The organism is Myxosarcina sp. GI1 (assembly GCF_000756305.1).
Taxonomy (GTDB): Bacteria; Cyanobacteriota; Cyanobacteriia; order Cyanobacteriales; family Xenococcaceae; genus Myxosarcina.
The window spans coordinates 459984-471778 of the sequence record NZ_JRFE01000014.1 but is presented as its reverse complement, the minus strand read 5'-3'; the positions used below and the strand labels follow the sequence as shown (position 1 = coordinate 471778).

Sequence of the window (11795 nt, the reverse complement as noted above, 5' to 3'; positions counted from 1 at the left end):
AAGGCTACGCCAACGGCATTCGCTCTTTGCTGGAAACCGACAAGACGAAGTTTTCGCAGCACTCGGAGCTTGCATCCGAGTGAACGAAGAACGCGATGCCTCGCCTCACAAGTAGCAAGTAGCAAAAATGGACAATAGATAACTTACTACTCGCTGCTTTTATTCTGGAGCAGTTTTAGAACGGTATTCGCTATCGATCCAACAAAGAGGAAGATCTTCCCCAGAAGGAAAGATCAATAGTTCTTTTTTAAAAGACTCTTGTTGATGCTCATCTTCACCGCTTTGTAAAGATCCCGTAACAGAATCTTTTGTAGGCTCGAACAGTTCTTCTACTGACGAAACTTTAATTAAATCGCCAGATTGCTTATTCTTCAAAAACATGATTTATTCCTCATTTATGGTTATTGTCTGAGTACAGCCAATCGAACTGTTTAAATACTCCTGTCTTTTTTTAAATTACTGCTAATTACAGCCAATTATCATCGCACCAAAGGATGAATCGATGCTTGTATTTAGGCAACAAAATTTGACCATCTAAAATGCGATCGCATTTTTAAGAAATTTTTTATGTATTTAAACTAAAGGAAATGTTCGATAAATGTAGGTACTTGTGTCGGTCGCACTCTGCTATGGCGAATTCCTCCTGGCATAATTACCATATTAGGTGCTTGTTTACATTGCTTCAAACAGCCAGTAGTTTTAATTTCAACTCGATCTGCTATACCTTTTGCTTGTAATTCGGAAGTTAATAATTCACATACTGCCTTTCCGCCTTTTTTCCAGCAAGTAGAATTTTGACAGAACAGCACTTTGGCTTTAGGTTTGGCTGTTGCAACTGCAGTTTGAGTGGCAAGTTGTTCTGAAACTGGTTCTGCAAGTAATTCGATTCTGTAGGCTATATATTCAAATTCTTCTCGCTCTAGTTTGCACTTTCGCATTCCGATCGCTTTTAGCCAGCAGCCAGGCTTTAAATGTTGGCTGAGAACCCGCTTTTTTTCTTTAGCCACTTTTATCGAGTACGTTTCTGCTTCTGTGGATAATTGCAGATACTTAACGCGATCGCCATTGCTAATAGTTAAGTCTTCTAATTTGCCAGTAATAGTGAATTCCGAAACTAGTGGTTGTATTGTAACCATAGTGCAAATTTTAACCAAGTTTAGTATATTGTAATTGATTTTAATTCTCAATAACCGACGGCACTATAACTTATAGTTTTTCTAGTTTTTTCAAAATAAAATAATTGCGATCGCTCAATTCGGCATACCAGTCTGGTTCGATAATAATTGTATTAGTCGGTTCGACGACAATTGCCGCACCTTTAATGTAGTCTCCTGGCTGTAAATCTTGCCGTTGGTATACCAGGGCATCATGCCATTTATCTCGAGCAAACATCTTGACTGTTTCTATGACTGGTGGAGCTTTATCTGGGGCGCGATCGCCTTTGGCGGTACGCGGAGCGTAATCGCGAGTCACAGTAGCTTCTTCTGGGGTAGCCATTTCTCGAATTACTTCCACCACTGCCGATTCTACCACTAAGCTTTTTTCGGGTTGAATAAAACCATAACGAGACTTGTGCTCGGTAGCAAATTCGTCCTGCATTGTAGCGACATCGGGGACAAAATTGACAGTTAGAGTAGAGTCGGTTCCTTCGTATTTTAAATTTAGCTGGCGTAACATTCTTTCGGTAGTAGTTTCATTTTCAAAACCCATCTCATTTTTGCCTTTGGTTGCCAAAGACTGTATTACAGATTTTAGTTGCGGCATAAGTTCTGAAGTTAGAGTTTGCTCTACCGACTTAATTTTAGTAACTCTAATATCCGCCAAACCAATACCGTATGCCGAAAGAACCCCCGCATAAGGATGAATAAATATTTTGTCGATGCTCAAAGTATCGGCAATTAAGCAAGCTACCTGCGCCCCCGCACCGCCAAAACAGCAGAGGACGTAATTGGCAAGATCGTAACCACGTTGCAGACTAATTTTTTTAATCGCATTAGCCATGTTCATCACGGCAATAGCGATAAAACCAGCAGCGATGCTTTCTGGGGTAGAAGATTTCCCAGTAGCGGTGGCAATTTGCAAATCTAATTCGGTAAACTTTTTAACTACAATTGCTTTATCTAAAGGCAAGTCCCCATTATCGCCAAACACCGCAGGAAAATATTGCGGTTGAATTTTGCCCAACATGACATTAGCATCAGTTACCGTCAGGCTTCCTCCCCGTCGATAACAGGCAGGACCGGGGTTTGAACCAGCCGACTCTGGACCGACGCGATAGCTAGAACCATCAAAAGCAAGAATCGAGCCACCGCCAGCCGCTACAGTATGAATTGACAGTACGGGAACTCGCATTCTGGCACCAGCAATTTCTAAATCTAAATCCCGTTCGTATTCGCCGTTAAAATGAGCCACATCGGTACTGGTGCCGCCCATATCAAAAGTAATAATCGAGTCAAACCCTAACCTTTTACTGGTCTGGACTGCGCCGACAATGCCCCCCGCAGGACCGCTAAGAATGCTGTCTTTCCCCTGAAACTCGCTCGCCGATACCAATCCGCCATCAGATTTCATAAACATCAACTTGACATTGGGTAGTTGACTGCCTACTCGCTCGACGTAGCGGCGTAAGATTGGGGTGAGATAAGCATCGACTACTGTGGTATCGCCACGACTGACTAACTTGATTAAGGGACTTACCTGATGGGATACAGATATTTGGATAAAGCCAACTTCCTCAGCGAGTTGGGATATCTGCCGTTCGTGGTCGGGATAGCGGTAGCCGTGCATCAAGACGATCGCACAACTGCGAATACCTCTAGCATAAGCGGCTTGTAAATCTCTTTTAACAGTTTCAATTTCAACTGCTTTAAGCTCTTTGCCACTAGCGTCATAGCGTTCGTCTACTTCAATTACCGCTTCGTAAAGCATAGTAGGCAAAACAATCTGACGGGCAAAAATATCGGGACGGTTTTGATAACCAATCCGCAGGGCATCTTTAAAGCCTTTGGTGATTAATAGTACCAAGCGATCGCCTTTTCTTTCCAACAAGGCATTAGTCGCCACTGTCGTTCCCATTTTGACTACTTCAATCTCTTGTGTAGGGATGGGACAGTCTGCTTCGATACCCATTACTTCTCTTATCCCCTGTACGGCTGCATCTTGATATAGTTCGGGATTTTCTGACAGCAGCTTATGAATGATAATAGTATTTTCAGGAGTTTTGGCAACTACATCGGTAAAAGTGCCGCCGCGATCGATATAAAATTGCCAGCGTTGGGGAGTATTAGCAGTCATGAGCGGTCAATTATTGTAAGAAATAAATGGTATTTTGGCGATCGCTAACTTAAAAGTAATCTTTAAAATAAGCCAGAAATCTGCGATCGAGCATTATCTTTAATGTTAGTAGCGTTTGTAAATAGAGATAAAATGCCAAGAGCAATTTGGAATGGTACGATTTTAGCCGAGAGCGATCGCACAGAAGTAGTAGAAGGAAATCAGTATTTTCCTCCAGATTCTATTAAGCAAGAATATTTTCAGTCAAGCAACACTCATACCACTTGTCCCTGGAAAGGTGAAGCCAGCTATTACACCATAGTAGTTGACGGTGAAGAAAATCGAGATGCTGCCTGGTATTATCCTCATGCTAAAGAACGAGCTAAGAACATTGAAGGCTATATTGCTTTTTGGCGAGGAGTAAAAATAGAATCTTAGCAATTTGCTCGGTCGCAGGTCATATAAAATAACCGCTCGATCTATGTCCGAAGAACTAACTGATTTACTTCTTGGGTATGATTATCTATTGGGCGCTCGACTATTAAACTAATAGGTGTGTAAGTACTAAAAAGCTGTTTTATCGGATGAGGGTTATATCGCTGTGACTCATTGTCTTATGCCGAAGGAGAGCGAACTGTCAGGCAAAGAACGATAAAGAGCAGTTATCAAAAGTTGGCTAGGTGCAGAGTTTTTATCGCTTCCTCTGCTTAACTATCATCGAGGTGGGGCGCAACCCCCAATCAGAGCGTTCTGAGATGATAGACGCAGTTTAAGTCAACAAATACAAACTAGTTTTATCGGATGAGGGTTATATCGCTGTGACTCATTGTCTTATGCCGAAGGAGAGCGAACTGTCAGGCAAAGAACGATAAAGTGTAGTTATCAAAAGTTGGCTAGGTGCAGAGTTTTTATCGCTTCCTCTGCTTAACTATCATCGAGGTGGGGCGCAACCCCCAATCAGAGCGTTCTGAGATGATAGACGCAGTTTAAGTCGACCGAAATTTTAAGCAAATCGATATTATATTAATTTTATTGCCAATTTTTGCCGTATTGGAAATTTAATCCAGTGGCGTTTATTGGCTCTTTTTGTGGCAGTATAATTCAATAATTGATAATTAAGAATGGATAATGAATAATTGTCAATTATCTATTATCAATTTAAAAAGAGAGATCTTAAATCAAATTAACTAATTATCAATTGTTCATTGATAAAATTAGCTACTGTTACAGTTAGCGATCGCCGAACATTAAATGAATAGATGAAAACTTTACAGATAGGGTTGGGTTGGTTTCCAGAATGTGCTGGCGGTTTAGATCGTTACTATTATGATTGCTGTAACTATTTACCTCAAGCCAACGTTGAGTTTGATGGTTTGGTTGTAGGTTCCAACACAGTAGAGTCCGACTCTGAGGGAAAAGTCAAAGCGTTCGCAACCGCAGAGGCTCCTCTACTAAAGCGATGGCTAAAACTCAGAAGCAGTTTTCAACAGCAAATTACCCAGCATGACTACGATCTGATTGTTTCTCATTTTAGCCTCTTTGCCTTTCCCGTATTAAATCTGCTCCAAAATCGCCCTTTAGTTACCCATTTTCACGGTCCTTGGGCATTAGAAAGCGATGTCGAAACTCAAAAGCTAATTGCAATTAAGGTCAAAAAACTGGTCGAACAGTCAGTGTACAAGCGATCGCGTCAGTTTATCGTACTTTCTAAAACCTTTCGCGATATTTTGCACCACCAGTATGGAGTTCCTGAAGAAAAAATCCATATTATTCCTGGTGGAGTCGATCTCAATCGCTTTAATATCGATATTTCTGCTACGGAAGCTCGCGATCGACTTAACTGGCATTTAGATCGACCGACTATTTTTTGTATTCGCCGACTTGCCAGACGCATGGGACTAGAAAATTTGATTGCTGCTATAGCCAAAGTTCGCGATCGCCATCGGGATGTTATCCTCTACATAGCTGGAAAAGGTGTCTTAGCCACAACTCTACAACAGCAAATTTCAGCATTAGAGCTAGAGAATAACGTCAAACTATTAGGATACGTATCGGATGAGCAATTGCCTTTATGCTATCGTGCTGCTAATTTTTCGGTCGTTCCTACCCTTTCTTTAGAAGGTTTTGGTTTAATTGTCGTAGAATCTCTAGCGGCAGGGACTCCAGTTCTAGGTACGGCGGTAGGAGGAATTCCTGAAATTTTGCAGCCTTTTTGTAATGACTTATTATTTGCAGGTTCTTCTATTGCCGAGTTAGCAGCAGGAATTGATGAAGCATTATCGGGACAGAGAAAATTACCCAGCCAGAATGATTGTTTGGCTTATGTAAAGAACAACTATAGCTGGAAAACAGTCGCTCGACAAATCGAGCAGGTTTATCAACAAGCTTTATAAAAGCTTTAACTTAGTTAGGTAATTACCACAACTTCTAAATACAGCGAACTACACGTGTTTTAAGAGTTTAATTTAAATTTCGTTTTATAGTTTACCTGCACCTCCAAACTTAAGGTATAGCTAGGCTTGTTCGCTAAGTATAGCTACAAGTTGACTCGATATTTGTAGTATGAAGTTTGAGTATTTTTTCGGTCATAACTATAGTTTGGTTTTACAATTCATGGCATCTTAGAAACAACAAAGCCAAGCAAAATACTTTTGAAGTAATTTGCTATTAACTATTTTTACTGCAGATAAAAAATATTGGCGGTTTTTTAATCTGCCAAATTTTATTTTTCTACATATAAACTGCAGAGGTTTTAAAAATATCTGCTAGTTCTTGTAAAGTTTATTTAAAAAAAATTTAACGACCGATTAAATATAAAAAACAATTAATTTAAAATTATGTATTCAATCGACATAAATTTATTAGCACAATCTTTAGGCACATTATCTTTAATAGGTTCTGGTTTCGCTTTTTTTCCTGCGATCGCCAATAATATAGAATTTATCCAAAAGCGCAAGTCAACATGGTGGCAAATCTCTCGTATCGCCTTGATTATCACAGTGTTTCTTGGTTTGGTACATGGTTTGTTAATGACCCAAAAAGCAGACATTGATTTTTATAACTTAAATACTTATTGGGTTTATGCAGAAGGTTTATTAGTTTTTAATCTTTTGATATTTTTAGCTTTTATATTTAGTGAAATAAAATATAACTTTAAAAAACTTGTTTATCTTACCTATGCTGCTTTATTTCTTTTGGGATGTCACATTTGGCAGTATTCTTTACATTTGTTTGGCTAAATATTTGAACGAAAAATATAAGTTTTGTAACCAACAATTATGAATATTCTTGATTCTCTGCAAATGGCGATCGCAACTTTAAAAACTGATAAGTTGCGAAGTTTGTTGACGGCATTAGGTCTAATTATTGGTAATACTTCGGTTATTTTGTTGGTAGGAGTAGGAGAAGGTACCAAAAAGTTAGCTACAGAAGAATTAGAATCGTTTGGACCAAATATGCTCTATGTAATTCCCGAACGAGGTAATGTACGCCAAAGCAAAGGTATGCCTAAAACCTTAGTTTTGGCAGATGCCGAAGCGATCGCCACTCAAGTTCCTGCTGTTACCGCAGTTGCCCCCCAGATTAAAAACCAGCAGCTAATCAATTTTCAAAATCTCAGTCTAGAAACTTCTATAGTTGGTACCACACCAGAGTTTCTTGCCGTTCGTAACTTCCAAATAGCGACAGGTGAGTTTATTGCAGAAAACCATCTCCAACGCCGTAGTTTAGTTATTGTCTTAGGTGCAGACTTAGCGAAAAAACTTTTTCCCCACCAAAACGCTATTGGTAAACGAGTACGCCTCAAGAATAACAGCTTTGAAGTTATTGGCATTATGGCTGCTAAAGGCTCTTTACTAGAAAGCAATCAAGACAATGCCGCTTTTATTCCTATTACTACTATGGCAACTAAAATTGTTGGCAATACCTCTCCTTACGGCACCGAAGTTTCGGCAATTACTTTTACTGCCAAAAATAAAGATAGCGTTAGGGCGGCTGAGTTTCAGGTAAGCAATTTATTAAGATTGCGCCATCGAATTAGCGATCGCAATGACTTTGCCATTCACTCCCAGGAAAAATTCTTACAAACCTCTAATTTAGTAACTTTAGGCTTAACGGCTTCTTTAGTCGCGATCGCCAGTACTTCTTTATTAGTTAGCGGTATCGGCATTATGAATGTGATGCTGATGTCGGTAAAAGCCCGTACAGCCGAAATTGGCTTGCGTAAAGCCGTAGGTGCTTCGGCAGGTGATATTTTGACTCAGTTTTTAATCGAGACGGCAATTTTAGCTTTAGCTGGAGGAATTCTCGGTACTATTGCTGGTGCTGGCTGTGTCACAATTGTTACTTTTATAACTCCCCTAGAAGCCAGCGTAGCACCATTGGCAGTAGTTTTGGCGATCGCCAATTCCTGCGGTATCGGTATTTGTTTTGGAGTAATACCTGCCAGACAAGCTGCCAAACTCGATCCGATTGTCTCTTTACGTCATGCAATATAAAGTTTTTTGTAAGCTCTACAATGTAACTGACTGCAACAGAGGCGATCGATATAATGCTCGATATTAAAGATTTAACCCAAGAAATTATTAATGGTAAAGGTTATGTAGCAATTCCCAATTTAATAACTCCTCAAGAAGCCGAAACCGCCCGTAACTTAGTTTTAGAACGGGTAAAATCCCAAGAGCAATCTTCAGGCGATCGCAGTAACAAAGCCAGAGTTTATGGCTTAATCTATCAAGGAGAAATTTTCGAGCGGTTAGTACAGAACCCAACCTTACTATCTATTATCGAAGCGATCTTAGGAGAAGATATTATTCTGGGTGGATTTTCGGCACACGTTCTATATCCAGGCGCATCGAGAATGGGAGTTCACGTAGATTATCCCTATTGGGCAATGTCTTCTCCCTTTCCTGCGTATCCTATTTTAGAAATACAGGTAATTTGGTTGGTAGAAGATTTTACTGAGAACAATGGCGCACCGTTATTTGCTGCCGAAACTCAAAAACTTGCCACCAAACCAGACGTAAAGCAGTTTGAATCCATCGCTCAAAAAGTAACGGGAACTGCGGGAACGGCGATTATTTCTCATGGGCTATGCTGGCACGATACATCGGAAAATACCAGCGATCGCCCCAGAGTATCTTTGTTGGGCAACTATACACCGCAGTATATTCATCCTTTAGAAAACAATTTATTTAACTATCAATCGGCGGTGTTTGAACGAGCTACACCCAAATTAAAACATTTGTTGCGTCATGACTGGCGATCGCAACAAGAGCAAATGCTCGCAATGAAATTCAAAATGGACTGAGAAGTATAAAAAAATTGATGGCTAAATAGCCTTAAAGACTATAGACTATTAGTCATCAACAGAGTTTAACCGAAATTAAGCTTAAAGCTTACGGCTTACAGCTTTATTTTAATTTTTACTCAAAGAAATCTTTAACTGAGTCTACAAAGCTTTCAGCAGCATTTTCAGCTTTGTCTCCAGCCATATCGGCTTKCGCTTTAGCTTCACCTAAATTCTGTTTGGCTGCACCTTTTGCTTCTTTTAAAGCTCCTTTAGCAGTGTCCCCAGGGCGGTCTGCGGCATCGCCAAAATTTTTCTGCATCTTACCTGCACCGCGATCGAATGTACCTTGTACTTTGTCGCCAATACCTTCGCCAGATACATTTTCAAAGGCAACTATTGTAGGCAGATTAATGGTTTCCGCACTGACGCTGGCAGTGTTTACAGTAAAAACACTAGCAAAAATTAGGGAAAATATGGCGAAAATGCTGGCAAAAGCAACTAACTTACGTTTAACGTCAACTAAATTAGTAATAAAATTTGAAGTCTTCATTTAAAAATCTCTCAACTATCGTCAACGCAATTAAGTATAGATAATATTTGCAATAATTGTAAGGATTTAGGAAGAAAAAATATAGGTCGGCAAACTACAAACAATTTTAGGCTCTACATACATATTTGACGCTTTAATACTTCTCCAAAAAGATAGATAATAAAGCCGTTTTGAAGGCAACACGCCAACTATTACAAATAGGAAAACCATCACAATTTGTTTTTATTTGTCTCAACCAATACAGAAAAGTTGCTAATTTATTTTTATTTCCCTCGATAGATAAATTTGAGGTAAATAGTTTTTTAATATTAGTTAAAATGCCACGACGTTTTTTAAGTTAAAAAAGCGCAAGTAGATTGAACTGTCTGAATTTATTTAACAATTACAGGTTATGCCAACATACGATGTCGTTATTATTGGGGCTGGTCATAATGGATTAGTCTGTGCTGCTTATTTACTCAAAGAAGGTTATAGCGTTGCCTTACTAGAAAAACGTGCTATACCTGGCGGTGGAGCTACTACAGAAGAATCTCTGCCAGAAGAAGCACCAGGGTTTAAGTTCAATCTCTGTGCGATCGATCATGAATTTATTCATTTGGGTCCCGTCGTTGAAGAATTAGAACTAAATAAATACGGCTTAGAATATCTTTATTGTGACCCCGTAACCTTTTGCCCCCATCCCGATGGCAAATATTTTTTGGCACATAAATCGGTAGAAAAAACCTGTGCTGAAATTGCTAAATATAGCGAACGAGATGCCGAAAAATATCGCGAATACATTGATTTTTGGCAGCGTTTGACCAAAGGTATTACCCCAGTTTTCAATGCACCACCTAAGTCGCTAATCGATATTGCTGGTAATTACGGTTTAAACAATATTAAGGATTTATTTTCTACTATAGGCGGCATAGATAAAACACTCGACTTGATTCGGACTATGCTAACTTCCCCTGAAGATAGTTTGCATTATTGGTTCGACTCCGAATTTCTCAGGGCACCCTTGGCTAGGCTTGCAGCCGAATTTGGCTCGCCTCCCTCTCAGAAAACTATCGGTATTGGTTCGATGATGATGTCTATGCGGCACAACCCTGGTATGGCAAGACCTCGCGGGGGAACGGGTGCCTTAACTCAAGCTTTACTAAATTTAGTTAAAGATAAAGGCGGAGTGGTATTGTGCGATCGCGCCGTAGAAAAGGTTTTGATTGGTAATAATGGTCGGGCAGAAGGAGTCAGAACTAGTAATGGCGAAGAATATCGCGCCAAACAAGGGGTAATCTCTAATATCGATGCTCGTCGCTTATTTTTAAATATGGTTCCTGCTGAGGCGAGTGAAGTTGCCGCACCTGACTTGAGAGAAAGGCTAGATAGACGTATTGTCAACAACAATGAAACTATTCTAAAAATTGACTGCGCGCTTTCCGAAGCACCCCGTTTTGAACGCTACAACCACAGAGAAGAATTGCTTATCGGTTCGATTTTAATTGCCGACTCGATGCATCACGTAGAAGAAGCTCACACTTTACCTTCAATGGGTAAAATACCCGATGAAAATCCATCGATGTATCTCGACGTACCGACGGTATTAGATCCTTCTATGGCACCAGAAGGGAAACACACTCTCTGGATCGAATTTTTTGCTCCCTATCAAATTCATGGCATGGAAGGACAGGGACTAAACGGTACTGGTTGGACGGATGAATTAAAAAATAAAGTTGCCGATCGCGTTATTGATAAGTTAGCCGATTATGCCCCTAATGTAAAAGATGCCATTATTGCCCGTCGTGTCGAAAGTCCAGCCGAATTGGGAGAACGTCTGGGAGCTTATAAGGGCAATTACTATCACATCGATATGACTTTAGATCAGATGGTGTTCTTTCGACCTCTACCAGAAATTGCCAACTATACCACACCCATAGCAGGACTATACCTTACAGGGGCAGGAACCCATCCAGGCGGCTCAATTTCGGGAATGCCAGGTCGCAACTGCGCTCGCGTCTTTCTCAACGAAAAAAGACCCATAGCCCAACAGGTAAAAGAAGTCAGAGAAAAGATTAGCTCGACCATTAAAAATATTGTCGAATAAAAATTTTAAAACTTAATTCAACTCATCTAAATTCAGGAGAAACCAATGCAAAACTCAGCCGAACGCACCAACGCAAGTGGTCAAGTTCCGTATCCTAATATTCCAGCAATTTTAGAAAGCCGCGAAGGTGATTATGTGGGAAGCGGTATTACCAGTTCCATATCTATTTTTGGACACCCCATTCATCCAATTTTAGTAATTTTTCCCGTTGCTTTTTTGAGCGGTGCGGCAGGTAGCGACATAGGTTACTGGCTGACCAAAGACTTTTTCTGGGCGCGCGCTTCACTATGGCTAATTGGTCTGGGTGGGTTAGCTGGTGTTCTAGCTGCTTTAATTGGCATGGTAGATTTTATCAGGGTTAAAAAGGTGCGTCGGCGTACCGCTGGTTGGGCGCATATGTTTATCAACGTGGCAGTTCTGGTACTGACATTTGTTAACTTTGGCTTGCGTTTGGGCGATCCACAAACCACAATTATTCCTGTAGGAATTATTCTTTCTCTAGTGATAGCTACCTTACTTTCTGTTGGTGGTTGGTACGGTGGAGAACTATCTTTTCGTCATAAAATAGGGGTTATTGGGGAAGAAAGTTCTAGTTAGAG

The 11795-nt window shown here is 40.2% G+C and carries 11 protein-coding genes; 7 read left to right on the top strand and 4 right to left on the bottom strand.

The features are described from left to right. Positions 1–159: 159 nt before the first annotated feature. The 3 genes from KV40_RS08995 to KV40_RS08985 all read right to left on the bottom strand — a co-directional run bounded on the left by KV40_RS08995 (position 160) and on the right by KV40_RS08985 (position 3294). On the bottom strand, positions 160–381 hold the full coding sequence (locus KV40_RS08995) for a hypothetical protein (RefSeq protein ID WP_036480091.1): 222 nt from the start codon (positions 379–381) through the stop codon (positions 160–162). A 197-nt stretch (positions 382–578) separates the two neighbouring features. Further along, positions 579–1136: a (2Fe-2S) ferredoxin domain-containing protein gene (locus tag KV40_RS08990; protein WP_036480088.1), complete on the bottom strand. Its 558-nt coding sequence runs from the start codon at positions 1134–1136 to the stop codon at positions 579–581. Positions 1137–1206: 70 nt separating this feature from the next. Next, on the bottom strand, positions 1207–3294 hold the full coding sequence (locus KV40_RS08985) for a hydantoinase/oxoprolinase family protein (protein WP_036480085.1): 2088 nt from the start codon (positions 3292–3294) through the stop codon (positions 1207–1209). A 132-nt stretch (positions 3295–3426) separates the two neighbouring features. Between KV40_RS08985 and KV40_RS08980 the strand changes: the two genes are divergently transcribed. From KV40_RS08980 to KV40_RS08960, 5 genes are all read left to right on the top strand, one after another. Next, positions 3427–3711, top strand: coding sequence for a DUF427 domain-containing protein (locus KV40_RS08980; RefSeq protein ID WP_036480782.1), 285 nt, complete (start codon positions 3427–3429; stop codon positions 3709–3711). Between the two features lie 821 nt (positions 3712–4532). After that, entirely contained in the window at positions 4533–5666 is a 1134-nt protein-coding gene (locus KV40_RS08975; RefSeq protein WP_036480082.1) for a glycosyltransferase family 4 protein, read from the top strand. Between the two features lie 444 nt (positions 5667–6110). Further along, positions 6111–6512, top strand: coding sequence for a hypothetical protein (locus KV40_RS32030; protein WP_052055488.1), 402 nt, complete (start codon positions 6111–6113; stop codon positions 6510–6512). 39 nt (positions 6513–6551) lie between these two features. Further along, entirely contained in the window at positions 6552–7769 is a 1218-nt protein-coding gene (locus KV40_RS08965; RefSeq protein ID WP_036480079.1) for an ABC transporter permease, read from the top strand. Between the two features lie 53 nt (positions 7770–7822). Then, positions 7823–8581: a phytanoyl-CoA dioxygenase family protein gene (locus KV40_RS08960; protein ID WP_036480076.1), complete on the top strand. Its 759-nt coding sequence runs from the start codon at positions 7823–7825 to the stop codon at positions 8579–8581. A 115-nt stretch (positions 8582–8696) separates the two neighbouring features. Here KV40_RS08960 and KV40_RS08955 read toward each other — a convergent pair whose 3' ends face one another. Then, complete coding sequence (locus KV40_RS08955) at positions 8697–9113, bottom strand: CsbD family protein (protein WP_052055487.1); 417 nt, start codon at positions 9111–9113, stop codon at positions 8697–8699. A 391-nt stretch (positions 9114–9504) separates the two neighbouring features. On the opposite strand from KV40_RS08955, the gene crtO reads away from it, so the two are divergent. Continuing rightward, entirely contained in the window at positions 9505–11196 is a 1692-nt protein-coding gene (crtO, locus tag KV40_RS08950) for a beta-carotene ketolase CrtO (protein ID WP_036480073.1), read from the top strand. Positions 11197–11241: 45 nt separating this feature from the next. Beyond that, on the top strand, positions 11242–11793 hold the full coding sequence (locus tag KV40_RS08945; RefSeq protein WP_036480070.1) for a DUF2231 domain-containing protein: 552 nt from the start codon (positions 11242–11244) through the stop codon (positions 11791–11793). Positions 11794–11795: the final 2 nt, after the last annotated feature.

What these genes read in the sequence shown, in the direction of transcription:
- KV40_RS08965 (WP_036480079.1), top strand. Translation starts at nt 6,552, where the DNA reads ATGAATATTCTTGATTCTCTGCAAATGGCGATCGCAACTTTAAAAACT.
- KV40_RS08975 (WP_036480082.1), top strand. Translation starts at nt 4,533, where the DNA reads ATGAAAACTTTACAGATAGGGTTGGGTTGGTTTCCAGAATGTGCTGGC.
- KV40_RS08945 (WP_036480070.1), top strand. Translation starts at nt 11,242, where the DNA reads ATGCAAAACTCAGCCGAACGCACCAACGCAAGTGGTCAAGTTCCGTAT.
- KV40_RS08980 (WP_036480782.1), top strand. Translation starts at nt 3,427, where the DNA reads ATGCCAAGAGCAATTTGGAATGGTACGATTTTAGCCGAGAGCGATCGC.
- KV40_RS08995 (WP_036480091.1), bottom strand. Translation starts at nt 381, where the DNA reads ATGTTTTTGAAGAATAAGCAATCTGGCGATTTAATTAAAGTTTCGTCA.
- KV40_RS08985 (WP_036480085.1), bottom strand. Translation starts at nt 3,294, where the DNA reads ATGACTGCTAATACTCCCCAACGCTGGCAATTTTATATCGATCGCGGC.
- crtO (WP_036480073.1), top strand. Translation starts at nt 9,505, where the DNA reads ATGCCAACATACGATGTCGTTATTATTGGGGCTGGTCATAATGGATTA.
- KV40_RS08960 (WP_036480076.1), top strand. Translation starts at nt 7,823, where the DNA reads ATGCTCGATATTAAAGATTTAACCCAAGAAATTATTAATGGTAAAGGT.
- KV40_RS08990 (WP_036480088.1), bottom strand. Translation starts at nt 1,136, where the DNA reads ATGGTTACAATACAACCACTAGTTTCGGAATTCACTATTACTGGCAAA.
- KV40_RS32030 (WP_052055488.1), top strand. Translation starts at nt 6,111, where the DNA reads ATGTATTCAATCGACATAAATTTATTAGCACAATCTTTAGGCACATTA.